This is a genomic window from Streptomyces sp. NPDC033966 (assembly GCF_055575955.1).
In genome coordinates this window covers 422,578-445,616 of sequence record NZ_JBVIRQ010000001.1, presented here as the reverse complement: position 1 = coordinate 445,616, position 23,039 = coordinate 422,578, and the positions used below count along the sequence as shown (strand labels likewise).

21 protein-coding genes and 1 tRNA gene are annotated in these 23,039 nt (G+C 72.9%); 14 read left to right on the top strand and 8 right to left on the bottom strand.

Annotation, left to right across the window (positions count from 1 at the left end; genetic code table 11):
* Positions 1–15: 15 nt before the first annotated feature.
* A complete protein-coding gene (locus ACZ518_RS02050) occupies positions 16–1,122 on the bottom strand; it encodes a ferritin-like domain-containing protein (protein WP_469111098.1) in 1,107 nt (368 codons plus the stop codon).
* Between the two features lie 196 nt (positions 1,123–1,318).
* Here ACZ518_RS02050 and ACZ518_RS02045 point away from each other — a divergent pair, with 196 nt between their 5' ends.
* From ACZ518_RS02045 to ACZ518_RS02035, 3 genes are read left to right on the top strand one after another with little or no spacing between them, the layout of a single operon-like run.
* The gene (locus tag ACZ518_RS02045; protein ID WP_469111097.1) at positions 1,319–2,248 is read left to right on the top strand and encodes an AurF N-oxygenase family protein; all 930 of its coding nucleotides are present in this window, start codon (positions 1,319–1,321) and stop codon (positions 2,246–2,248) included.
* A 22-nt stretch (positions 2,249–2,270) separates the two neighbouring features.
* The gene (locus tag ACZ518_RS02040) at positions 2,271–2,984 is read left to right on the top strand and encodes a TetR/AcrR family transcriptional regulator (protein WP_469111096.1); all 714 of its coding nucleotides are present in this window, start codon (positions 2,271–2,273) and stop codon (positions 2,982–2,984) included.
* A gap of 10 nt (positions 2,985–2,994) precedes the next feature.
* Positions 2,995–3,273, top strand: coding sequence for a hypothetical protein (locus ACZ518_RS02035; RefSeq protein ID WP_469111095.1), 279 nt, complete (start codon positions 2,995–2,997; stop codon positions 3,271–3,273).
* A 215-nt stretch (positions 3,274–3,488) separates the two neighbouring features.
* On the opposite strand, the gene ACZ518_RS02030 is transcribed toward ACZ518_RS02035, so the two are convergent.
* The 3 genes from ACZ518_RS02030 to ACZ518_RS02020 all read right to left on the bottom strand — a co-directional run bounded on the left by ACZ518_RS02030 (position 3,489) and on the right by ACZ518_RS02020 (position 6,199).
* The gene (locus tag ACZ518_RS02030) at positions 3,489–4,721 is read right to left on the bottom strand and encodes an ATP-binding protein (protein ID WP_469111094.1); all 1,233 of its coding nucleotides are present in this window, start codon (positions 4,719–4,721) and stop codon (positions 3,489–3,491) included.
* Positions 4,718–5,473, bottom strand: a complete 756-nt coding sequence (locus ACZ518_RS02025) for a hypothetical protein (RefSeq protein ID WP_469111093.1) — start codon at positions 5,471–5,473, stop codon at positions 4,718–4,720. The genes ACZ518_RS02030 and ACZ518_RS02025 overlap by 4 nt, the downstream gene beginning before the upstream one ends.
* A gap of 90 nt (positions 5,474–5,563) precedes the next feature.
* Positions 5,564–6,199: a hypothetical protein gene (locus tag ACZ518_RS02020; RefSeq protein ID WP_469111092.1), complete on the bottom strand. Its 636-nt coding sequence runs from the start codon at positions 6,197–6,199 to the stop codon at positions 5,564–5,566.
* Between the two features lie 185 nt (positions 6,200–6,384).
* On the opposite strand from ACZ518_RS02020, the gene ACZ518_RS02015 reads away from it, so the two are divergent.
* Positions 6,385–7,203, top strand: a complete 819-nt coding sequence (locus tag ACZ518_RS02015) for a nuclease-related domain-containing protein (protein WP_469111091.1) — start codon at positions 6,385–6,387, stop codon at positions 7,201–7,203.
* Here ACZ518_RS02015 and ku read toward each other — a convergent pair.
* Entirely contained in the window at positions 7,195–8,328 is a 1,134-nt protein-coding gene (ku, locus tag ACZ518_RS02010; protein ID WP_469111090.1) for a non-homologous end joining protein Ku, read from the bottom strand. The genes ACZ518_RS02015 and ku overlap by 9 nt on opposite strands.
* Positions 8,329–8,359: 31 nt before the next feature.
* On the opposite strand from ku, the gene ligD reads away from it, so the two are divergent.
* Both ligD and ACZ518_RS02000 read left to right on the top strand, forming a co-directional pair.
* Positions 8,360–9,244: a non-homologous end-joining DNA ligase gene (gene ligD / locus ACZ518_RS02005; protein WP_469111089.1), complete on the top strand. Its 885-nt coding sequence runs from the start codon at positions 8,360–8,362 to the stop codon at positions 9,242–9,244.
* Complete coding sequence (locus tag ACZ518_RS02000; protein ID WP_469111088.1) at positions 9,241–10,170, top strand: ATP-dependent DNA ligase; 930 nt, start codon at positions 9,241–9,243, stop codon at positions 10,168–10,170. Before ligD ends, ACZ518_RS02000 begins: the two co-directional genes overlap by 4 nt.
* Positions 10,171–10,212: 42 nt before the next feature.
* Here ACZ518_RS02000 and ACZ518_RS01995 read toward each other — a convergent pair whose 3' ends face one another.
* Together ACZ518_RS01995 and ACZ518_RS01990 are read right to left on the bottom strand one after the other, a co-directional pair.
* Complete coding sequence (locus tag ACZ518_RS01995; protein ID WP_469111087.1) at positions 10,213–10,608, bottom strand: DUF6479 family protein; 396 nt, start codon at positions 10,606–10,608, stop codon at positions 10,213–10,215.
* Positions 10,609–10,791: 183 nt separating this feature from the next.
* Complete coding sequence (locus ACZ518_RS01990) at positions 10,792–11,772, bottom strand: XdhC family protein (protein ID WP_469111086.1); 981 nt, start codon at positions 11,770–11,772, stop codon at positions 10,792–10,794.
* 222 nt (positions 11,773–11,994) lie between these two features.
* Between ACZ518_RS01990 and ACZ518_RS01985 the strand changes: the two genes are divergently transcribed.
* Complete coding sequence (locus ACZ518_RS01985) at positions 11,995–13,260, top strand: MFS transporter (RefSeq protein ID WP_469111085.1); 1,266 nt, start codon at positions 11,995–11,997, stop codon at positions 13,258–13,260.
* A 336-nt stretch (positions 13,261–13,596) separates the two neighbouring features.
* Here ACZ518_RS01985 and ACZ518_RS01980 read toward each other — a convergent pair.
* Positions 13,597–13,668: transfer RNA gene (locus ACZ518_RS01980), tRNA-Arg, on the bottom strand.
* Between the two features lie 100 nt (positions 13,669–13,768).
* On the opposite strand from ACZ518_RS01980, the gene ACZ518_RS01975 reads away from it, so the two are divergent.
* The 7 genes from ACZ518_RS01975 to rho all read left to right on the top strand — a co-directional run bounded on the left by ACZ518_RS01975 (position 13,769) and on the right by rho (position 22,966).
* Positions 13,769–14,242: a response regulator gene (locus ACZ518_RS01975; protein WP_469111664.1), complete on the top strand. Its 474-nt coding sequence runs from the start codon at positions 13,769–13,771 to the stop codon at positions 14,240–14,242.
* A gap of 79 nt (positions 14,243–14,321) precedes the next feature.
* The gene (gene nrtL / locus ACZ518_RS01970) at positions 14,322–15,254 is read left to right on the top strand and encodes an ArgS-related anticodon-binding protein NrtL (RefSeq protein ID WP_469111084.1); all 933 of its coding nucleotides are present in this window, start codon (positions 14,322–14,324) and stop codon (positions 15,252–15,254) included.
* A gap of 19 nt (positions 15,255–15,273) precedes the next feature.
* A complete protein-coding gene (lysA, locus tag ACZ518_RS01965; protein ID WP_469111083.1) occupies positions 15,274–16,665 on the top strand; it encodes a diaminopimelate decarboxylase in 1,392 nt (463 codons plus the stop codon).
* Between the two features lie 170 nt (positions 16,666–16,835).
* On the top strand, positions 16,836–18,125 hold the full coding sequence (locus tag ACZ518_RS01960; protein WP_469111663.1) for a homoserine dehydrogenase: 1,290 nt from the start codon (positions 16,836–16,838) through the stop codon (positions 18,123–18,125).
* Between the two features lie 6 nt (positions 18,126–18,131).
* Positions 18,132–19,202, top strand: a complete 1,071-nt coding sequence (gene thrC, locus ACZ518_RS01955; protein WP_469111082.1) for a threonine synthase — start codon at positions 18,132–18,134, stop codon at positions 19,200–19,202.
* A 334-nt stretch (positions 19,203–19,536) separates the two neighbouring features.
* Positions 19,537–20,475, top strand: a complete 939-nt coding sequence (gene thrB, locus ACZ518_RS01950) for a homoserine kinase (protein WP_469111081.1) — start codon at positions 19,537–19,539, stop codon at positions 20,473–20,475.
* Positions 20,476–20,890: 415 nt separating this feature from the next.
* A complete protein-coding gene (gene rho, locus ACZ518_RS01945; protein ID WP_469111080.1) occupies positions 20,891–22,966 on the top strand; it encodes a transcription termination factor Rho in 2,076 nt (691 codons plus the stop codon).
* Positions 22,967–23,039 lie beyond the last annotated feature (73 nt).

Genomic DNA, 23,039 nt, shown 5'->3' with positions numbered 1-23,039 from the left:
CTGTGACCCGCGCCGTCAGGCCTGCGCGCCCTCCTGGATGGCGGTCTCCACCTCAGCCACCCGCTCCCGCTCCTCGGCCGCGAAGCGCTCGCGGTCCAGCGACTCGGCGATCTCCTCGTCCTGGGTCATCAGCAGGTCGAGGTTGGAGTCGCCCATCTCGAAGACGCCCATCTCCAGGTAGGCCTTCTGCAGCCGGTCCCCCCAGAGCCCGATGTCCTTGACGCACGGCACGATCCGGCTGAACAGCAGCTTGCGGAACAGGTGCAGGAACTCCGACTGCTCGGTGTACTGCACCGCCTCCCGTTTCGGGATGCCGAAGTTCTCCAGCACCTCCACCCCGCGCAGCCGGTCGCGCATCAGGTAGCAGCCCTCGATGACGAACTCCTCGCGCTCGCGCAGTTCGGCGTCCGTCAGCTGCTTGTAGTAGTCGCGCAGCGCCATCCGCCCGAAGGCCACGTGGCGGGCCTCGTCCTGCATCACGTACGCGAGGATCTGCTTGGGCAGCGGCTTGTCCGTCGTGTCGCGGATCATCCCGAAGGCGGCCAGCGCCAGCCCCTCGATGAGCACCTGCATGCCGAGGTAGGGCATGTCCCAGCGGGAGTCGCGCAGGGTGTCGCCGAGCAGCCCCTGGAGGCTGTCGTTGATCGGGTAGAGCATCCCGACCTTCTCGTGCAGGAAGCGCCCGAAGATCTCGGCGTGCCGGGCCTCGTCCATGGTCTGGGTGGCGGAGTAGAACTTCGCGTCCAGGTCCGGCACGGACTCCACGATGCGCGCCGCGCACACCATCGCGCCCTGCTCGCCGTGCAGGAACTGGCTGAAGTTCCAGGCGCTGTAGTGCCGGCGCAGCTCGCCCTTGTCCCGCTCGGTCATCTTCGCCCAGTGCCGGGTGCCGTGGAGGGTCAGCGTCTCGTCGGGGGTGCCGAGGGGGTCGTACGGGTCCACCTCGATGTCCCAGTCGATCCGCTTGGCGCCGTCCCACTGCTTGTCCTTGCCCTTCTGGTACAGCGCGAGGAGGCGGTCGCGCCCCCCGTCGTACTCCCAGTTGAAGCGGGCCGCGCCGGAGGCGGGGACCGGCCACACGGCCTCGTCCGGGGCCTGGGTGTAGAGCTCGTGCGTCGACACTGACGCCTCCTCGTCTCGCGTACTGCGTCTCGCGTAAGGGATCTCGCGTACTGCCTTGCGGGAGTGGACAGTTGGCAGCGTCACACGTTGGTAGACGCGGGGTCAACAAGTCGTGCGCGAGGGATTGACGACCTTGCTGACAAGGAGTCTCATAAGGGGTGACCGCAGGTAACCCGACCGCGAGGTGCCCGAAGCCATGACGACAGTGACGGAACGAGCCGCGCTGAGGGACGCCCTCGGCCTCCTCAAGGACCGCGAGCAGATCGCCGAACGACTCCTCGAATCCTCCGCCAAGCACTCCTTCGACCCCGACCGGGAACTCGACTGGGACGCCCCGCCGATCGACGGCAAGTACTACTGGCCGCCCGAGCTGCTCTCCCTCTACGACACCCCGATGTGGAAGAAGATGGGCGAGGAGCAGCGCATCGACCTCTCCCGCCACGAGGCGGCGTCCCTCGCCTCCCTCGGCATCTGGTTCGAGATCATCCTCATGCAGCTCCTGGTCCGGCACATCTACGACAAGTCGCTGACCAGCAACCACGTCCGGTACGCACTCACCGAGATCGCCGACGAGTGCCGGCACTCGATGATGTTCGCCCGCATGATCCAGAAGGGCGGAGCCCCCGAGTACCCGGTCACCCGGCTCAACCACAACCTCGCCCGCATCCTCAAGACGGTCTCCACCACCCCCGGCTCCTTCGCCTGCACCCTCCTCGGCGAGGAGATCCTCGACTGGATGCAGCGCCTGACCTTCCCGGACGAGCGCATCCAGCCCCTCGTCCGCGGCGTCACCCGGATCCACGTCATCGAGGAGGCCCGGCACGTCCGCTACGCCCGCGAGGAACTGCGCCGCCAGATGGTGACCGCCCCGCGCTGGGAGCAGGAACTCACCCGGATCAGCTGCGGCGAAGCCGCCCGCGTCTTCTCCGTGGCCTTCGTCAACCCCGCCGTCTACGACAACGTCGGCCTCGACCGGCGCGAAGCCGTCGCCCAGGTCAAGGCCAGCGGCCACCGCCGCGAGGTGATGCAGACCGGCGCGAAGCGGCTCACCGACTTCCTCGACGACATCGGCGTCCTGCGCGGCGTCGGCCGCAGGCTCTGGCGCAGCTCCGGCCTCCTCGCCTAGACGGGTCGTCTACTCTGCGGGCATGACCGTACGGGCGTACCGCAGACTGAGCGTCGAGGAGCGGCGCGCCCAGCTCCTCGACGCCGCACTGTCGTTGTTCGCGCACCGCGCCCCGGAGGAGATCTCCCTCGACGACGTCGCCGAGGCCGCCGGCGTCTCGCGCCCGCTGGTCTACCGCTACTTCCCGGGCGGCAAGCAGCAGCTGTACGAGGCCGCGCTGCGCTCGGCGGCGGACGTCCTCCAACTGTGCTTCGCCGAACCCCAGACGGGCCCGCTGACCCAGAGGCTGTGCCGGGTCCTGGACCGCTACCTGGCCTTCGTCGACGAGCACGACGCCGGCTTCGCCGCGCTGCTGCAGGGCGGCAGCGTCGTCGAGACCTCCCGCACCACGGCCACGGTGGACGGCATCCGCCGCGCGGCCGCCGAACAGATCCTCCTGCACCTCGGCGTCCCCGCCCCGGGCGCACGCCTGCGGATGATGGTCCGCACCTGGATCACGGCCGTGGAGGCCGCGTCCCTGATCTGGATCGACGAGGGCAAGCAGCCCGAGGCGGCCACCCTCCGCGACTGGCTGGTGGACCAGTTCATCGCCCTCCTCACGGCCACGGCGGCCACGGACCCCGAAACGGCCGGCGCGGCGAGCGCGGCCCTCGCCCTGGAACGCCCGGACGGCCCGGCGGGCGTCCTGGCCCGCCGCGTGATCCCGATGGTCTCCGAAGCCGCCCACCTGCTGTGACACTGGTGGGGTGAGAAGCGAACCGACCCCCTTCGAGGGCGGGCCGATGGACGGCCGCGTCCTCCCGATCCTCGTGGGCCCGACGGGCCACCCGCCGAAGTGGTACGAGATCCCGGTCCCGGCGGCGGACGGCGGCCCCCCGACGGTACTGCTGTACGAGCGCGTGCCGTCGGGGTACACGAAGCGGCTGGGGCTCCAGAAGGGGTGGAAGTACACCTACTCCCCGACGGGCGAGAAGCCGAAGCTCCGCTGGCCGTGGACGAAGTCCCGGGGCGGCCGCCGCCGCTGAGGCGGGGCCGGGGGCGGGGTTTCGGCGGGCCCGCCTCTCCTGCCCCGAAACCCCCGAACCGGCCATGAGACCGCCCGAGGGGACCCCGCTCCCCGCCCCCGGCCCACCGCCCCCCGGCCCGCAGACGAGGAGGCGGGTGGGCAGCCACCGTCCCGCCCCAGGGGGTCGAGGGGGAGATGGCGGGCCCGCGCCGCAAGCCCCGTACCCCCGCCCGGCTAGGGCAGCGGCAGTGTCAGGACCGCCTCCGCGCCCCCGCCCTCCGCCTGGCGGAACTCCAGGCGGGCGCCGATGGCCTCCGCCTGGCCCGCCGCGATCGTCAGGCCCAGGCCGTGTCCCTTGCCCCCGCTGCGGAAGCGCTGCGGTCCGTCCGCGAGGAGGTAGTCCGGGTACCCGTCGCCGTGGTCCCGCACCGACACCACGGGCCCGTCCACCGTCAGCACCACCGGGCCCCGCCCGTGCTTGTGGGCGTTCGCGAGCAGGTTCCCGAGCACCCGCTCCAGCCGCCGCCGGTCCGTCTCCACGTGCGCGTCCCGCACCACGACCACCTCGGTCTCCAGCCCCGACGCCCGCACCACCCGCCGTGCCAGCCGCTCCAGCTGGTGCAGGTCGGTGTCCACCCGCTCGTTCCCCGAGTCCAGCCGTGAGATCTCCAGCAGGTCCTCCGTCAGCTGCCGCATCGTGCGCACCCGCTCCCGCACCAGCTCCGTCGGCCGCCCCTCCGGCAGCAGTTCCGAAGCCGCCTGCAGACCCGTCAGCGGCGTGCGCAGCTCGTGCGCGACGTCCGCCGTGAACCGCTGCTCGCTCTGCAGCTTCCGCTGGAGGGTTCCCGCCATCGTGTCCAGCGCGGCCGCCACCGTCGACACCTCGTCCTGGTGCCGCGAAGGGTCCTCCGTGCGCGGGTCGCCGACCCGGGCGTCCAGGTCGCCCTGGGTGATCCGGCGCGCGACCGTCGCCGTCTGGTGCAGCCGGCGCGTCACCCGCGTCACCGCGAAGGCGCCGACCAGCAGGGTGCCGCCGAGGGCCAGCACGGAGGAGCCGATGATCGCGTTGTCCAGGCCCCGGATGGTCCCGGCGCTCTGCCCGTAGTCGATGAGGGTGGCCAGTGCCCGCCCGTCGGCCGGGGCCGCCGCCCACATCACCGGCCGCCCGCCGGCCTCGCCGACGACCGTGCCGCGCCGGCCGCTCAGCGCGAGCGTCCGCAGCTCCGGCGGCAGCCCCGCGGGGTCGAGCCCGGACTGCGGTGGCAGGGTCTCGCCCGCCTCGTACGCGTACGAGGCCTCGTCCAGCTTGTCCAGCGCCTTGTCCCGGGCCGCCGCGACCGTCTGCCGGGTCACCTCCACGTGCACCAGAACGCCCAGCACCGCCGCGAGGGCGCAGCACATCACCACGATGAAACAGGCGGACTTCCAGGTCAGCGTGGCCGTCCACGCGGGCAGCCACGCCCTCACGGCGCGACCGACGGACTGCTCGACGGCGACGGCGACGGCGAAGGCGAAGGCGAGGATGACGGCGCCGGCGAGGCAGTCCCGGCGGGCACCCGTACGATCTGCTCGCGCTCCGGCAGCATCGTCCGCTGCTTCGTGTCCCAGGACCAGGCGGTGATCAGCTCGTAGCCGGGGTTGCCGCTCGGCACGCGCAGGATGACGTCCCGCCCCGCCAGCTCCACGCCGATCACGGTCTCGGTGGTGGCCATGATCCGGTTGATCCGGCCGCCGGCGTCCACCGTGTACACCCGTACGGACATCATCCTGTCGGGGAACTCGATGCCGATCACCAGCTCGTCCTTGCCGTTGCCGGTGAGGTCCCGGTAGTACGGCTGCCGTACCGGGCACGTCGCCGGGTCCTGTCCGATCTTCCCGCAGGCGCGGATGGCGGCGGCGGTCTCCGCGGGCATGCCGTCCGTGCCGACGCTGATGTCCGGATGGGCCCGCAGCTCCGCCTGCACCAGCGCGACCGGGTCGACCTCGTGCACGTTCTGGCCGGTGACCTTCGGCAGCCCCCGTACGTACTCCGGCGGCGCGCCCCCCGGATCGGCGGGCGGCACCTCGGCGCCCCGGCGCTCGGGCCACAGGTGTACGGGGCCGCTCGCGGTCGGGGTCGGCCCGGCGGAGGCGAGCCCGCCGGTGTTGCCGCAGGCGGCGGCCAGCGGCAGCAGGGCGGCCACCAGCAGTGACGCGGGGGAGGGCTTTCGCACGTGCATGGCCTCCTCTGCGCGCGGCTGGTCGGTGCTGCTCGATATCCAGCCAACCTTATGCGCAGCTCGACCGCATTTGTCGCCGAGAGGCGGTGATCAGCCGTCCGTACGCCCGCGCCGCAGCATCGCGAAGCCCAGCCCGGCGGCGCCGATGGCGGCGATCCCGCCGCCCGCGGCGAGCAGCAGCACGCCGTCCCCCGGCCCGTCGGCCAGCGTGTTCAGCCGCAGCGCCTCGGCGGTGCCGGGGGTGCCGGAGCCGCCCTTGACCGGGGTGCCCGCCGGGGTGTCCAGCGACGCGGGTACGACCTGGCCGCCGCCGGCGCCCCCGCCGTGCCGGGTCCCGGTCTTGTGCCCGTCTCCGGCCACCGCGTGGGAGCCGCCGCCGGGCACGGTGTCGCCGACCCAGGAGGACAGCCGCCCGTCGGGCCGCAGCGCGGCGTGCAGCTCACCGGCGGCGCCGACCCCGGTGGACCCGTCGCGGCTGGTCAGGGTGGCCACCTTGGCGCCGGCGCGCAGGATCTCGGCCTGGTACGCGTCCTTCGCGAGGCGGTACACCTTCGCGGTCGACCGGCCGTCCGCGAGGGAGATGCTGCTGACCAGGGTCCGCTGCGCGCCGGAGGCGGCCGGCGCTCCGTCGGCGAGCGCCGCGGCGGTCGGCAGTGCCAGCAGTGCGCCGGCGCATGCGGTCACGGCGGTGGCGCGAACGATGGTGCGGCGGCGGGCGGTTTCCACGGGATTCCCTCGGCAGGTGGTCAGGGTCCGGCGCTTCCGGACGGCACAAAAGTAGGCCCCGGCCGTTGCGGTAGGGCGATGACCTTGTAACAGGAAGGCAGCAGGGAGCCGACGGAGCTGTTACACAACCGAGGGATTGCCCAGGGGCGCGCCGCCTGCTCCCATGGACGGCGGGGGTGAGGCCGATGCGCGGACTCAAGGTCCTTCCGAGCGGCCGGCCCGGCCGCGGCCGGCTCTACGTCAACCGGCCCGACGGCCAGGCCGTGGCCTGGTACGAGCGGCAGACCAACCGGATCAGCGTCCTGGCGGACGACCAGCGCGAGGCGGTACTGGCGGTCCTGCGACCGTACTTGACCAGCGGCTGGACCATCGGCCCGCCCCCGGTGCCCACCCCCGCCGAGCTGCGCGGCCTGAGCCTGCCGCCCGACCGGGACCTCGCCCCGAACCGGCCCGGCGAGACCCTGCTGGGCGAGCTGGCGTACGGATCGCAGGGCAGCCGGGCCCGGCACCGCATGCGGCAGGAGCTCCAGGCCCGGCAGCGCACGGGAGCGGAGCTCGACCTGCTGGAGGCCTCGGACTGGCGGGCCCTGCACGACGTCCCCCTGCCCGGTCTGGGACTGCTGGACCACCTGCTCATCGGCCCGCCGGGCGTCCTCGCCGTCCGTACGGTCCCGGGCCGCCGCCAGCGGGCCCAGGTCGGGGACCTGCTGCTCACGGTGGGCCGCGCGGAGCCCCGCCCCGACCCGCGCTGGATCCGCCGGGCGGCCGCCTGCGCCGCCCGGGTGCTGGCCGCGCCGGTCACCCCGGCCCTCGCCCTGGCGGACGCCTCCCGGGTGGAGGTGTCCCCGACGCAGCGCGACGTCCTGGTCCTCCAGCCCCCGACCCTGACGACCCTCCTGCGGGGCACGCCGAAGACCCTCAAACCCCCTGAGATCGAAGCCCTCTTCGCCCTGGCCCGCGCCCGCCCGGCATGGATCCAGGGGGCCACTCGCGGATCAGGCTGAACTCCGCTTGCGCGGCGCGGCCTTCTTCGCGGCAGCCGTCTTCTTCGCTGCGGCGGAAGCGGACTTGGCGGCCACCGAGGTGGACTTCCTGGCCGTGGAGGCGGCCTTCTTCGTGGCGGCCGAAGTCGACTTCTTGCCGTCCGGCTTGGCGGACGGGGCCGCCGAAGCGGACTTCGCCGAGGTCTTCTTCCCCGCGGCGGCCGTCTTCCCCGCCGCGGCCGTCTTCCGTCCGGCGGCCCCGGCCGTCGACTTCTTCCCGCCCACCGCCTTCGGCGCGGCGGCGGCCGCCGCACCGCGCCGGATCGGGGTCACCTCCGCCTCCGCACCGCCCTCCCCGCCCTCCCCGCGCCGCGAGGCCTTGGCGGCCCGCACGCTGTTCTCCAGCGCCGCCATCAGGTCGATCACCTGCCCGCCGGCCGGCTCCACCACCGCCTCCGCCGGTTCGAACGCCCCGCCCGCCTTCGCCGCGATCATCGCCTCCACGGCCTCGCGGTAGTCGTCGTGCAGCGAGGCCATCTCCACCTCGCCCAGCGTCGCCATCAGCGCGTCGGCCAGGTCCAGTTCGGCTTCCCGTACGGACACCGTGGCATCCGGGGCCACCCCCTCCGGCGCCCTGATCTCGTCCGGCCACAGCAGCCCGTGCATCGCGATCACGTCGTCGACGACCCGCAGCATGCCCAGCCGCTCCCGCCCCCGCAGCGCGTACTTGGCGATCGCCACCCGCCGGCTGCGCTTGAGCGCCTCCCGCAGCAGCGTGTACGGCTTGGCCGCCGTGGCCCCGTTCGCAGCGAGGTAGTACGCGGCGTCCATCTGGAGCGGATCGATCTCGTCGGCGGGCACGAACGACACGATCTCGATCGTCTTCGCCGTGGCGATCGGCAGGTGCGCCAGGTCCTCCTCCGTGATGGGGATGATCGACCCGTCCGCCTCCTCGTACCCCTTGCCGATCTCCGCGGAGGACACCTCCTCCCCGTCCAGCTCGCACACCTTGCGGTAGCGGACGCGGCCGCCGTCGGTCACATGGATCTGACGGAAGGAGATCGAGTGGCTCTCGGTGGCGTTCACGAGCTTGATCGGGATGCTGACCAGGCCGAAGGAGATCGCCCCGTTCCAAATGGATCGCACGGTTCCTCCTGATTCGTGGCAATCTCATCGTATGACGCCGATCACGATGGTGGAGGGGCGTCGCATCGCGCTCAGCAACCTGGACAAGGTCCTCTACCCGGGCAACGGCTACACCAAGGGCGAGGTGCTGCACTACTACGCCACCGTCGCGGGCCCCCTCCTCGCGCACATCAGGGACCGCCCGCTCTCCTTCCTGCGCTATCCCGACGGACCGGACGGCCAGCTGTTCTTCACCAAGAACCCGCCGCCCGGCACACCCGCCTGGGTGAAGACCGCCCCCGTGCCCCGCTCCGAGGACGAACGCGCCGAACAGGTGGTCGTCTGCGACCTGGCCTCCCTCATGTGGGCCGCCAACCTGGTCGTGGAGTTCCACGTCCACCAGTGGCGGGCCGACACCCCGGCCGTCGCCGACCGGCTCGTGCTCGACCTCGACCCCGGGCCGCCCGCCACCGTCGTCGAATGCTGCGCCGCCGCCCTCTGGCTGCGCGGGCGCCTCGCCGCCGACGGCCTGACCGCGTACGCCAAGACCTCCGGCTCCAAGGGCCTCCACCTGGCCGTGGCGCTCGAACCGGCCCCCTCCGCGCGCGTGTCCGCGTACGCCAAGGCCCTCGCCCAGGAGGCCGAGGCCGCGCTCCCCGACCTCGTCGTGCACCGCATGGCCAAGGCGCTGCGCCCCGGCAAGGTCTTCGTCGACCACAGCCAGAACGCCGCCGCCAAGACCACCGCCGCCCCCTACACCCTGCGCGCACGGCCCCTGCCGACCGTCTCCGCGCCCGTCTCCTGGGCCGAGGTCGAAGCCTGCCGCGACCCTTCCGACCTGGTGTTCCTCGCCGACGACATCCCGCCCCGGCTGGCCCGCGACGGCGACCTCCTCGCCCCGCTGACCGACCCCGGACGGGCCGGGAGCCTGCCGTGACCCCGCCGGCCGTCCAGGTCGCGCTCGCCGCCGCCGTACGCACCCTGCCGCGGGGGGCGGGCCTGGCGTACGAGCCGAAGTTCGACGGGCACCGCATGGTCGTGCTGCGCACCGAGGAGGACGTGGCGCTCCAGGCCCGCTCCGGGCGGATCGTCACCGCCGCCTTCCCCGATCTGGCGGCGGCCGCCCGGCAGTTGCCCGCCGGGACCGTGCTGGACGGGGAGGTGGTCGTCTGGCACGCCGGCCGCACGGACTTCGCGCTGGTCCAGCGGCGTGCGGCGGCGGCCACCGCGGCCCGCGCCGCGGTGCTCGCGCAGAGCCTGCCGGCCTCGTACGCGGCCTTCGACGTACTGGAGCTGGCCGGGGTGGACGTACGCGCCCGCCCCTACGAACGGCGCCGGGCCCTGCTGGTCGACCTGCTGCTGCCGCTCGGCCCGCCGCTCCAGCCGGTGCCGATGACGACGGACCCGGAGCTGGCCGAGACCTGGTACGAGACCCTGCCCGCCAGCGGCATCGAGGGCCTGGTCGTGAAGCGGCTGGACCAGCCCTACCCGGCCGGGCGGCGCGCCTGGCGCAAGCTCCGGCACACGAACGTGCGGGACGCGGCGGTGATCGGCTACACCGGCACCCCGCGCCGCCCGCTGGCGCTCGTACTGGTCCTGCCGGGGGAGGAGGACGAGGCGCCGCTGGTGTCGAGCCCGCTCTCGGCCGTGCTGCGCACGGAGCTGGCGGCGGCCGTCGCGGAGCGCGGGCGGGCCGCCGGGGGTGGGGGCGGGGGCGCGGGCGCGGGCGGGGCCACGGTCACGGCGATCGGGTTCGGGGAGGTGCCGTACCGCCCGCTGGATCCGCCGCTGGCGGCGGAGGTCCGGCACAGCTCGGTACGCCACCCGCCGCCGGAGGTGCTGCGGCTGCGGACAGACCTCTGACCCGCGCGGGAGGCGCAGGTCAGAGGGCCGGTGGTGGGGGGTTCAGGCGTGTGCGCCGCGTCCCGCGTCGGGGGGCGCCCCGGGCTGCGGGTGCGGCCCCGGGCCCTCCGGCTTCTCGTAGCCGGACTCGCGTTCGGCCCGTACCTCTTCGGCATGGGTGGAGGTGGTGGAGCCGAAGTTCCCGTAGCCCTGCATCTCGTGCGGCCGCAGGCCGCCCTCGGGGATCTCCACCGGGTCACGCTCCTCGCGGACCTCGTGGACCGCCCCGCCCTCGGGCAGGTGCGGCTGGCTCTCGGGGGTGGGCGGCGGCGGCTCCTTCGCCCGGACCCGCTGGCCCAGCTTGAACCCGGCGAGGATGACGCCGGCGATGACGATGCCGACGACGAAGAACCACGCGATGTCGGTCAGGATCGGGTCCACGCTCAGGATCATGTCCATAGAGACCATTTTCCCGCTTTTGCCACTTTTGCACGCCGGGGCCTCGCAAAGAATCCCCCCGCGCGGCCCCCGCCACCGCCCGCTCCCGCTGTCCTCGGACCGCGTACCCGCCCGCCGCGATTCCACCCGCGCCGTGCTCCGAACGGATGACGCACACCCGTCGGACGGACCCGTCCCGCGGTCCTACCGCAGCGGCCCGTCCGAGTCCCGCAGCCCCCGCGCGTCCCGGCCCCCGAGCACCCCCAGGATCTCGGCGCAGATGGCCAGCGCCGTCTCCGCCGGGGTCTTGGCACCCAGGTCCAGCCCGATCGGCCCGTGCACCCGCGCCAGCTCGGCCTCACCCACCCCGGCGGCCACCAGCCCCTCCCGGCGCCGCGCGGTGGTCCGCCGCGAACCCAGCGCGCCGACGTACGGGACCTCCAGCGCGAGCGCGCTCCGCAGGGTCGGCACGTCGAAGTCAGGCTCGTGGCTGAGCAGCACCAGGCAGGCGGCGTCCCGGTGTGCGGTCAGCACCTTCTCCGCCTCCGCCGCCGTCCCCACCACCACCGACTCCCAGCCCAGCAGCGCCGACTGCGCGCCGATCACGTCGGCCAGCTCCCCGGTCCCGCCGATCACCACGTACGGGGCCGACGGGTACGCCTCCACCAGCACCAGCCCGGAGCCCCCGTACAAGGCGTCCCGCCCCGGCCGCCGCGTCCCCAGCAGCTCCCCGGCACGCCGCCCGGCGTCGTCGGCCGGCGCGTCGCCGGCCCGTACGACCTCGCTGACGGCACCGTCCGCGCCCTCGCTGAGCCGGGTCACGAGCGCCACCCCGGCCCCGGTGCCCAGCAGCTCCCACCACTCGGCGGGGATCGCGGACAGCGGCTGCAACAGCACCTCCGCCTGCCCGCCACAGGTCAGCTTCGCCTCCGTGGCCTCACCGGCCCCGACCGACACCTCGCACACCCGCGCGGTCGCCCCGGCGCCCAGCGCCCCGGCCTCCGCGATCAGCTCGGCGTCGAACACCCCGCGGTACAGGGCCCCGACGCACTCCCCGCGGGCGTCCACGAGCACGGCCCCGGCGGGGTCCCGGGGCCCGAACCCCTGCTCGGTCACCGGCCGGGCCAGGAACGCCACCCGCCCCTCGGCCGCCCACTGCCGCGCCGTCTCCGCAAGCTCACGCATCCTCGTCGCCCCATCCTCTGTGCGCTCCCTCGCCGCAAAGCACCTGGTCAACGGGCACAAAGCGGCCTCACGAACCACCCTACGCACGCCCCGCACCCCCACCCATCCCCCGAACCCACAGACCCCGGCCCGTCGCCCTCGTACGGACCACCGGAAACGTCCACGAGTGGCCGCTCCGCCGCCACCACGGAGAATCGAGGGAGCGAAGGGAAACTACCGCCCGTGCTCACCCTGAAACGCGCCTTCGACTCCCTCTCCGTGCGCAACTTCCGGCTCTTCTTCCTCGGCCAGCTCCTCTCGGTGACCTGTACCTGGATGATGGTGATAGCGCAGGACTGGCTGGTGCTGGAGCTGTCGGGGAACTCGGGCACGGCCCTGGGCGTCGTCACCGCCCTCCAGTTCACACCCGTACTCCTCCTCACCCTCTACGGCGGCCGTCTCGCCGACCGCCACAGCAAACGCCGCATCCTGGTCCTGGCCAACCTGACATCGGGCACCCTCGCCCTCCTCCTGGGCCTGTGGGTGACCCTGGGCGAGATCCGCCTGTGGCACATCTGGCTCTTCGCCCTCGCCCTCGGCGCGGTCAACTCCGTCGAGGCGCCCACCCGCATCGCCTTCGTCGGGGAGATGGTCGGCAACGAGCTGCTCCCCAACGCGTCGGCGCTGAGCGGCGCGTACTTCAACGCCGCCCGGGTGGCGGGCCCGGCCGCCGCGGGCCTGCTCATCGCCCGACTCGGCGTCGGGCCGGTCATCCTGATCAACGCGTTCAGCTACCTGGGTGCCGTGGCGGGCCTCGCCCTGATGCGCCCCGCGGAACTCCACGGCCCGCCCTCCCGCCCGGCCGGCGCCCGCATCGCGGACGGCATCCGCTACGTCTCCCGGCGCCCCGACCTGGTCCTCCCCCTCGCCCTGACCGGCGTGCTGGGCCTGGCCGGCTTCAACTTCCAGCTGACGCTGCCGCTCCTGGCCAAGACCGAGTTCCACACGGGCTCGGCCGCCTTCGGACTGCTGAGCAGCTCCCTCGCGGCGGGCTCCCTGCTGGCCGCCTTCGCCACGACGGCCCGCCGCACCCGCCCGACGGCCGCCCTGGTCACCGGCTCGGCCCTGGCCTTCGGCGCCACGGAAGCCCTCACGGGCCTGGCCCCCACCCTCCCGACGGCGTGCCTCCTCCTCTCCCTCACGGGCTTCGCGATGATGTACTTCGCCCAGGCGGCCAACCACCGCATCCAGCTCGGCTCGGACCCCGCCTACCGCGGCCGCGTGATGGCCCTCTTCACCCTGATCTTCATGGGCACCACCCCCCTGGGCGCCCTCCTGACGGGCTGGCTCGCCGACCACTGGGGCCCCCGCTGGTCCCTCTCGGCAGGCGGCCTCATCTCCCTGACGGCAACGGCCCTGACCCTGACCTTCCGCCCCACGGCCCCCGCCCGGCCAGACCCGCTGCGCGAGCAGGACGCCACCCCCGCCAAGGGCGAACACCCGGCGTGAAAGGCCTGGCCCCGCCGATGACCCGCCGATGACCCGCCGGCCGTACGGCCTGAGGGCCCGGCTCAACGCGGGCGTTGATCCCACCGAGGCCGCCGAGCGCGCCGGCAACAGCGTGAAGGTGCTGCTGGGCCGCTACGCGAAGTACCTGACGGACGGCCGGAGTTGTCCGACCGTCGGACCGAGGGCCGATCTGCGCCGATGGGCCGAGACCCTGTCCGCGAATGGTCCACAGGGTCTGGCGTGCGCCTGCATGGAGTGGCAGTTGGCCGCACATACGCGAAGACCCCGTCTCAGCGTTGCCGCTGATGGCGGGGTCTTTGGGCACTTCCTGCGAAGTGCCCCCGGCAGGATTCGAACCTGCGCACACGGCTCCGGAGGCCGTTGCTCTATCCCCTGAGCTACGGGGGCGTGTCGTTCGCTTTGCGGCGACGGGTTGAACACTACCAGCTTCCGCGGGGTGATCAGGAACCGATTTGGGCGGGAGGAGGAGGTCGGTCGCCCGGAGGGGGTGGAAGTGGCAAAAACCCGGACGCGGGGGCTTAGGGCGACCTACTCTCAAGTTGTGCCAGGCGCCTCGGGCCGGGTGCTTGTTGTCGACGACAACAAGGTCATCCGGCAGCTGATCAAGGTCAATCTCGAGCTGGAGGGCTTCGAGGTCGTGACCGCGAGCGATGGTGCCGAGTGTCTGGACGTGGTTCACCGGGTGCGTCCCGACGCGATCACCCTTGATGTGGTCATGCCCCGGCTGGACGGGTTCGGGGCCGCCGCGCAGTTGCGGGCCGATCCGCGGACGCGGCACGTGCCCGTCGCCATCGTCAGCGCCTGTACGCAGCACGAGGTCGAGGCCGGGATCGCCGCCGGGGTGGACGCGTTCGTCGCCAAGCCCTTCGAGCCGGCCGAGCTGGTGCGGGTCGTGCGGCGGCTCGTCGAGCGGAAGGGTGCCCCGGCGGGGAGGGCCGGGAGGGCTGGGAGAGGGGCCTGAAGGGGCCTGGGCCCGCCTTCCTGTTCACATGGCGAAACCCGATGCATGGCCCAGGGGCTTCTCGCCTAGGCTGGGTTCCGTGATCCCCGCCGACCTCTCTCGTGCCGTCGTACAAGCCGTACGCCGCGCCGTCGAGGGCGGCGAGCTCCCCGCGGGCGTGCCCGAGCGGGTGGTCGTCGAGCGGACCCGCCCCGGCGGAGTGGGGGAGTACGCCACCCCCGTCGCGCTCCAGGTCGCGAAGGCCGCCCGGCTGGAGCCCCGTGAGGTCGCCCGGGTGCTCGCGGACCGGCTGCTCGCCGACGAGCCCGGGATCCGGGACGTGGAGATCACCGGGCCCGGGTTCCTCAATTTCAGCCTCCTGCCCACGCCCGCTGCCGAGCTCGTGCGCGAGGTCCGGGCCGGGGGCCGCAGGTACGGGTTCACGGACGGCGGGGAGCTGCGCGGGCGTGTGGTCCGGGAGGCCGTGCTGAGGATCCGGGCCAGTCAGGGGGTGCCCGGCGGGGAGGGGCTCCGCGTCGCGCCCGTCGCCCGCCGTGACGGGGACGTCGTCGCCGCGTACGGGGCGGACGCCGCCGCCTGGGCCATGCTCTGCGCACCGGCCCGCGAGACCCCCGCCTTCACCCCCGGGCTGCTCGTCCAGGACGAGTCCAGCGAGTTCTTCCGCGTGCGGTACGCCCACGCCCGCGCCCGGGCGCTGGGGACCAACGCCGCCGGCCTCGGGTTCCGCGGCGAGCCCGGGGACGACACCGACGCCCCCGGCCTGCTGCGGCTGCTCGGCGAGTACCCGCTCGTGCTGGAGGCCGCCGCGCACCACCAGGCGCCCGAGCGGCTCACCCGGCACCTCGTCGCCGTCGCCGACGCGCTCCTCGACTTCCAGCACCAGGTCCTGCCCAAGGGGGACGAGAAACCCTCGGCCGCCCACCGCGCCCGGCTGGCACTCGCCGAAGCCGCCGGGACGGTGCTGGCCGGCGGCCTCGCCCTCCTCGGCATAGACGCCCCAGACTTCCTGTGATCCGCGAAGAGAGATTCCGATGAGCCGTTCCGCGCACCCCGCCGGACCCCGCCACGCCGACGTCCTGCCCGAGGGCCACTACGCCCCGCCGCCGGCCGACCTGAACGCGCTCGACGAGAAGGTGTGGTCCCGTACCGTCACGCGGAACGACGACGGGGTCGTGACCGTGGGCGGGATCGAAGTGACCCGGCTCGCCGAGGAGTTCGGCACCCCCGCCTACTTCCTCGACGAGGAGGACTTCCGGGCCCGCTGCCGGGCCTGGGCGCACGCCTTCGGCAAGGACGCCGACGTGTTCTACGCCGGGAAGGCGTTCCTCTCCAAGGCCGTCGTGAAGTGGCTGAAGGAAGAGGGGCTGAACCTCGACGTCTGCTCCGGCGGCGAGCTCACCACCGCCCTCGCCGCCGAGATGCCCGCCGAGCGGATCGCCTTCCACGGCAACAACAAGTCGGAGAGCGAAATCCGGCGGGCCGTCTCCGCCGGCGTCGGGCGGATCGTGCTCGACTCCTTCCAGGAGATCGCCCGCGTCGCGCACGTCGCCCGCGAGCTGGGCGTACGCCAGCCCGTGCAGATCCGCGTCACCGTCGGCGTCGAGGCGCACACCCACGAGTTCATCGCCACGGCCCACGAGGACCAGAAGTTCGGCATCGCCGTCGCGGACGGGTCCGCCGCCGAGGCCGTACGGCGGGCCCTCGGGCACGACTCGCTGGAGCTGCTCGGCGTCCACTCCCACATCGGCTCGCAGATCTTCGACATGGCCGGCTTCGAGGTGTCCGCCAAGCGGGTGGTCCGGCTCCTGGCCGCCGTCCGCGACGAGCACGGCGTCGAGCTCCCCGAGATCGACCTCGGCGGCGGGCTCGGCATCGCCTACACCTCCGCCGACGACCCGCGCGAGCCGCACGAGATCGCCAAGGCGCTCACCGAGATCGTCGCGCGGGAGTGCGAGAGCGCCGGGCTCAAGGCGCCCCGCATCTCCGTCGAGCCCGGCCGCGCCATCGTCGGGCCCACCGCCTTCACCCTCTACGAGGTCGGCACCATCAAGCCGCTGGAGGGCCTGCGCACGTACGTCTCCGTCGACGGCGGCATGTCCGACAACATCCGTACGGCCCTGTACGACGCCGAATACGCGGTCACCCTCGTCTCCCGCGTCTCCGACGCCGAGCCGATGCTCGTCCGCGTCGTCGGCAAGCACTGCGAGAGCGGTGACATCGTCGTGAAGGACGCCTTCCTGCCCGCCGACCTGGCCCCCGGCGACCTGCTCGCCGTGCCCGCCACCGGGGCGTACTGCCGCTCCATGGCCAGCAACTACAACCACGCGCTCCGCCCGCCCGTCGTCGCCGTGCGCGACGGCGGGGCGCGGGTGATCGTCCGCCGCGAGACGGAAGAAGATCTCCTGTCCCTCGACCTCGGATGACCCCCATATTTCTGGGGGAAGGGTCGGGCCCCCCAAAATAGACGTTCTGTACACGTCTCACTCAATGGACCGGAGATGGAATCTCCTGTCCATTGAGTGAGACTGGTTCATACCTGGCGCGCAACACCGCGCGCCGGGAGCGATGAAAGATCGAAAGGCGTAGGTCAATGATGCGTACGCGTCCGCTGAAGGTGGCGCTGCTGGGCTGTGGAGTGGTCGGCTCAGAGGTGGCGCGCATCATGACGACGCACGCCGAGGATCTGACAGCCAGGATCGGCGCGCCCGTCGAACTCGCCGGCGTGGCTGTGCGCCGTCCCTCCAAGGTGCGCGAGGGCATCGACCCCGCCCTCGTCACCACCGATGCGACCGCCCTCCTCAAACGCGGTGACATCGACGTGGCCATCGAGGTCATCGGCGGCATCGAGCCCGCCCGCACCCTGATCACCACCGCCTTCGAGCACGGCATCTCCGTCGTCTCCGCGAACAAGGCGCTGCTCGCCCAGGACGGCGCGGCCCTGCACGCCGCCGCCGAGCAGGCCGGGCTGGACCTGTACTACGAGGCCGCCGTCGCCGGTGCCATCCCGCTGGTCCGTCCGATGCGCGAGTCCCTCGCCGGCGACAAGATCAACCGGGTGATGGGCATCGTCAACGGCACGACGAACTTCATCCTCGACAAGATGGACTCGACCGGCGCCGGCTACCAGGAGGCGCTCGACGAGGCCACCGCCCTCGGGTACGCCGAAGCCGACCCCACCGCCGACGTCGAGGGCTACGACGCCGCCGCGAAGGCCGCGATCCTGGCCGGCATCGCCTTCCACACCCGGGTCCGCCTCGACGACGTCTACCGCGAGGGCATGACCGAGGTCAGCGCCGCGGACTTCGCCTCCGCCAAGCGCATGGGCTGCACCATCAAGCTCCTCGCCATCCTGGAGCGGGCCGCGGACGGCGCGTCCGTCACCGCCCGCGTCCACCCGGCGATGATCCCGCTCAGCCACCCGCTCGCCTCCGTCCGCGAGGCGTACAACGCCGTCTTCGTCGAGGCCGAGGCCGCCGGGCGGCTGATGTTCTACGGGCCCGGCGCGGGCGGCTCGCCGACCGCGTCCGCGGTCCTCGGCGACCTCGTCGCCGTCTGCCGCAACAAGCTCGCCGAGGCAACGGGGCCCGGCGAGTCGGCGTACACCCAGCTGCCGGTCAGCCCCATGGGGGACGTCGTCACCCGCTACCACATCAGCCTCGATGTGGCGGACAAGCCGGGCGTCCTCGCCCAGGTGGCGACCACCTTCGCGGAGCACGGCGTGTCGATCGACACGGTCCGGCAGCAGGGCAAGGACGGCGAGGCCTCCCTCGTCGTCGTCACCCACCGCGCACCCGACGCCGCCCTCTCCGGGACCGTCGAGGCGCTGCGGAAGCTGGACACCGTGCGCGGTGTCGCCAGCATCATGCGTGTTGAAGGGGAGTAAGGACCCATGAGCAGCAATCGCACCCACCAGTGGCGCGGCATCATCGAGGAGTACCGCGACCGGCTGCCGGTGACGGACACGACTCCCGTGGTCACGCTCCGCGAGGGCGGTACTCCCCTCGTCCCCGCCCAGGTGCTCTCCGAGCGCACGGGCTGTGAGGTGCACCTCAAGGTCGAGGGCGCGAACCCCACCGGGTCCTTCAAGGACCGCGGCATGACCATGGCCATCACCAAGGCCAAGGAGGACGGCGCCAAGGCCGTCATCTGCGCCTCCACGGGCAACACCTCGGCCTCCGCCGCCGCCTACGCGGTGCGCGCCGGCATGGTGTCCGCGGTCCTCGTGCCCCGCGGCAAGATCGCGCTCGGCAAGATGGGCCAGGCCCTGGTGCACGGCGCCAAAATCCTGCAGGTTGACGGCAACTTCGACGACTGCCTGGACCTGGCCCGCGCGCTGTCCGACAACTACCCGGTGGCGCTGGTCAATTCCGTCAACCCGGTGCGCATCGAGGGCCAGAAGACGGCCGCGTTCGAGATCGTCGACGCGCTCGGCGACGCCCCCGACATCCACGTGCTGCCCGTCGGCAACGCCGGCAACATCACGGCGTACTGGAAGGGCTTCAAGGAGTACAAGGCCGACGGCCTGGCCTCCCGTACGCCCCGCGTCTGGGGTTTCCAGGCCTCCGGCTCCGCGCCGATCGTGCGCGGCGAGGTCGTCAAGGAGCCGCACACCATCGCCACCGCGATCCGCATCGGCAACCCGGCCTCCTGGGACTACGCGCTCGCCGCGCGCGACGAGTCGGGCGGCCTCATCGACGAGGTGACGGACCGCCAGATCCTGGCCGCCTACCGCCTGTTGGCCGCGCAGGAGGGCGTCTTCGTCGAGCCCGCCTCGGCCGCGTCGGTCGCCGGTCTGCTGAAGGCCGCCGAGGCCGGCCTGGTCGACCCCGGCCAGACGATCGTGTGCACCGTCACGGGCAACGGCCTCAAGGACCCCGACTGGGCCGTCGCCGGCGCTCCGCAGCCGGTCACCGTCCCGGTGGACGCCGAGGCCGCGGCCGTCCGTCTCGGCCTGGTCTGACCCAGGTCCCCGGCCCCTTCCGGGGCCACCAGCCCCCCGTTGCCGGATTCCGGAAATCTCCGGAATCCGGCAACGGGGGGCCGTACGGCACCAAAAGCCAACGGCGATCCAGCGGGATCCGGCGGAAGACGCCGACACGCATCGTGCGCCTCCTGTGCGCCCTATGTCGCGGGAGAACCTTCCTTCGATACGCTGTACTTACATCCGCCACCGCGCATATGACCGCGGTGCTGCCCCAAGGGCCTTCGGGTGTCGTACGTTCTCCAGTACATTCGCAGCGAAGATCCCGCGCAGCAGCCGGATCCCGCACAGTCACAAGGAGTGTCATCGACCGATGGCAGGTCCAGCGTTCCGCGCCGCCGCCGTACGGGTGCGCGTCCCCGCCAGCAGCGCCAACCTCGGCCCCGGCTTCGACGCCCTCGGCCTGGCCCTGGGGCTCTACGACGACGTCGTCGTCCGGGTAGCCGATTCCGGCCTGGACATCGACATCGCGGGTGAGGGCGCCGACACCCTCCCGCGGGACGAGAGCCACCTCCTCGTACGCTCCATGCGCACCGCCTTCGACCTGCTGGGCGGCCAGCCGCGCGGCCTGGAGGTCGTCTGCGCCAACCGCATCCCGCACGGCCGGGGCCTCGGCTCCTCCTCCGCCGCGATCTGCGCCGGCATCGTCGCCGCCCGCGCCGTGACCATAGGCGGGGAGGCCAAGCTCGACGACGCGGCTCTGCTGGAGCTCGCCACCGAGATCGAGGGCCACCCCGACAACGTCGCCGCCTGTCTGCTCGGCGGCTTCACCCTGGCGTGGATGGAGGGGGGCAGTGCCAAGGCGATCCGGATGGACCCCGCGGATTCCATCGTTCCGGTGGTCTTCGTCCCTTCGAAGCCGGTCCTGACCGAGACCGCCCGCGGCCTGCTGCCGCGCACCGTCCCGCACGTGGACGCGGCCGTCAACGCGGGCCGCGCGGGCCTGCTCGTGGAGGCCATGACCAGGCGTCCCGAGTTCCTGCTGCCCGCCACCGAGGACCGGCTGCACCAGGAGTACCGGGCCCCGGCGATGCCGGAGAGCGTGGCACTCGTCAACCGGCTGCGGGCGGACGGCATCCCCGCGGTCATCTCCGGCGCGGGCCCCACGGTCCTCGCGCTGGTCGACAACGGCGCGGCCGACAAGGTCGCGCAGCTCGCGGGCGAGGGGTGGGCCGCCAACCGGCTCGCGCTCGACGCCGCGGGTGCGAGCGTCCTTCCGCTGGGCGCCCAGGGCGGTCAGCCCGTGTCGTGACGACACGGCCCCCGTGGGCGGGCGGCCGGGCAGGCCGCCCGCCCACGGCGGGCGATTGCCGGTGATTGAGAGGGGGAATGTCTGTTGGATCCGGTAGTGTTAACCTCAAGTGCGCATCCGAAGCCGCCATGGCTCGGTGCTCAGCGTCCCCATCCGGGACCACATTTCTTCCGGGAGCCTCCCCGACTGCTTTGATCGCTGCCAGCAGTTTCGGGCACGCTCCGGAATCGGCGTGACATTCCCACGCTTCCAGCTCGGGGGCTTCTCGCCGGAACCACCATGCACGTTTCTCTCCGCCGTAACTCTTACCGGCGGACCACCGCCCCGGCACGGTCCACACACCGGACTGTTGTCGGACAGCACAACCGGTCGCCGAGCCAGACAGGCCGACGTCCGCTCCAGGGAAGGACCCTTCGTGAGCGACACCACCGATCTGATGGGCGCTGCCGACACCAACGTCGACACCAGTGCCCCCGCCGCGGGCGCGGCCCCGAAGCGCCGCCGCTCCGGCACCGGCCTTGAGGGCATGGTCCTGGCCGAGCTGCAGCAGGTCGCGTCGGGCCTCGGTATCAGGGGCACCGCGCGGATGCGCAAGAGCCAGCTGATCGAGGTCATCAAGGAGGCGCAGGGCGGCAGCGCCCCCAAGGCCGCCGCAGCCCCCGCCGCCGACGCCGCCGAGGCCAAGCCGAAGCGCCGCGCCACCAGCAAGGCCCGTACGGGCGAGGCCGCCGCCGCGGCCCCCGCCGAGAAGCCCGCCGCCCAGGCGCAGATCGAGATCCCGGGACAGCCGGCCAGCGATGACGCGCCGATCGGCGAGCGCCGCCGCCGCCGGGCCACCGCGCCCTCCGGCAGCCCCGAGTCCTCGGCCCCCGCCGCGGCCGTGCAGGTCGAGCAGAAGACCGAGACCACCGCCCCGGCCGCGCAGCCCGAGGCCAAGGCCGAGGCCGCCACCGCCGTCTCCGCCCAGTCCCAGGGCCAGGCGCAGGAGGCCGGCGAGGGCCGTACCCGCCGCGACCGCCGTGACCGCGGCGACCGTGGTGAGCGCGGTGACCGCGGTGAGCGCGGCGAGCGCCAGCAGGGCCGCCGCGAGCGCGGCGCCAAGGCCGACGAGCAGGGCCAGCAGCAGGGCGGCCAGGGCCAGCAGCAGCAGGGCGGCGGCCGCCAGGACCGCGCCGACCGCCAGCAGCAGCAGGGCGGCCGCGGCCAGGGCCGGCAGGACCGTCAGGACAACGGCCCCCAGGACGACTTCGACGAGGACGGCCGTCGCGGCCGTCGCGGCCGCTACCGCGACCGTCGTGGCCGTCGCGGCCGTGACGAGTTCGCGCCGAACGAGCCGCAGGTCGCCGACGACGACGTCCTGATCCCCGTCGCGGGCATCCTCGACATCCTCGACAACTACGCGTTCATCCGGACCTCGGGCTACCTGCCCGGCCCCAACGACGTGTACGTCTCCCTCGCCCAGGTCCGCAAGGCCGGCCTGCGCAAGGGCGACCACACCACCGGTGCGGTCCGCCAGCCCAAGGACGGCGAGCGCCGCGAGAAGTTCAACGCCCTCGTGCGCCTGGACTCCGTCAACGGCATGGCGCCCGAATCCGGCCGCGGCCGACCGGAGTTCCAGAAGCTGACCCCGCTCTACCCGCAGGACCGGCTCCGTCTGGAGACCGACCCGGGCGTGCTGACCACCCGCATCATCGACCTCGTGTCGCCGATCGGCAAGGGCCAGCGAGGCCTGATCGTGGCCCCGCCGAAGACCGGCAAGACCATGATCATGCAGGCGATCGCCAACGCGATCACCACCAACAACCCCGAGTGCCACCTGATGGTCGTCCTGGTCGACGAGCGTCCGGAAGAGGTCACCGACATGCAGCGGTCGGTCAAGGGCGAGGTCATCTCCTCGACCTTCGACCGCCCGGCCGAGGACCACACCACCGTCGCCGAGCTGGCCATCGAGCGCGCCAAGCGCCTCGTCGAGCTGGGTCACGACGTGGTCGTCCTGCTGGACTCCATCACCCGTCTGGGCCGCGCGTACAACCTCGCGGCGCCCGCCTCCGGCCGCATCCTGTCCGGTGGTGTCGACTCGACCGCGCTGTACCCGCCGAAGCGCTTCTTCGGTGCCGCGCGCAACATCGAGGACGGCGGCTCGCTGACCATCCTGGCCACCGCGCTCGTCGACACCGGCTCGCGCATGGACGAGGTGATCTTCGAGGAGTTCAAGGGCACCGGCAACATGGAGCTCAAGCTCGACCGCAAGCTCGCCGACAAGCGCATCTTCCCGGCCGTCGACGTCGACCCGTCGGGCACCCGCAAGGAGGAGATCCTCCTCAACAGCGAGGAGCTCGCCATCGTCTGGAAGCTGCGCCGGGTGCTGCACGCGCTCGACTCGCAGCAGGCGATCGAGCTGCTGCTCGACAAGATGAAGCAGACGAAGTCGAACGCCGAGTTCCTGATGCAGATCGCCAAGACGACCCCGGCCGGCAAGAACGACGACTGACCGGGTCGCCAGAACACGGAACAGCCCCCGCCGCATCCGCGGCGGGGGCTGTTCCCTTTGTGCGACCTTCGCC

Coding starts and splice junctions, on each gene's coding strand:
- ACZ518_RS02045 (WP_469111097.1), top strand. CDS start 1,319: ATGACGACAGTGACGGAACGAGCCGCGCTGAGGGACGCCCTCGGCCTC.
- ACZ518_RS02040 (WP_469111096.1), top strand. CDS start 2,271: ATGACCGTACGGGCGTACCGCAGACTGAGCGTCGAGGAGCGGCGCGCC.
- ACZ518_RS02025 (WP_469111093.1), bottom strand. CDS start 5,473: ATGCACGTGCGAAAGCCCTCCCCCGCGTCACTGCTGGTGGCCGCCCTG.
- ACZ518_RS02015 (WP_469111091.1), top strand. CDS start 6,385: ATGCGCGGACTCAAGGTCCTTCCGAGCGGCCGGCCCGGCCGCGGCCGG.
- ligD (WP_469111089.1), top strand. CDS start 8,360: ATGACGCCGATCACGATGGTGGAGGGGCGTCGCATCGCGCTCAGCAAC.
- ACZ518_RS01995 (WP_469111087.1), bottom strand. CDS start 10,608: ATGGACATGATCCTGAGCGTGGACCCGATCCTGACCGACATCGCGTGG.
- ACZ518_RS01990 (WP_469111086.1), bottom strand. CDS start 11,772: ATGCGTGAGCTTGCGGAGACGGCGCGGCAGTGGGCGGCCGAGGGGCGG.
- lysA (WP_469111083.1), top strand. CDS start 15,274: ATGAGCCGTTCCGCGCACCCCGCCGGACCCCGCCACGCCGACGTCCTG.
- ACZ518_RS01960 (WP_469111663.1), top strand. CDS start 16,836: ATGCGTACGCGTCCGCTGAAGGTGGCGCTGCTGGGCTGTGGAGTGGTC.
- thrC (WP_469111082.1), top strand. CDS start 18,132: ATGAGCAGCAATCGCACCCACCAGTGGCGCGGCATCATCGAGGAGTAC.
- thrB (WP_469111081.1), top strand. CDS start 19,537: ATGGCAGGTCCAGCGTTCCGCGCCGCCGCCGTACGGGTGCGCGTCCCC.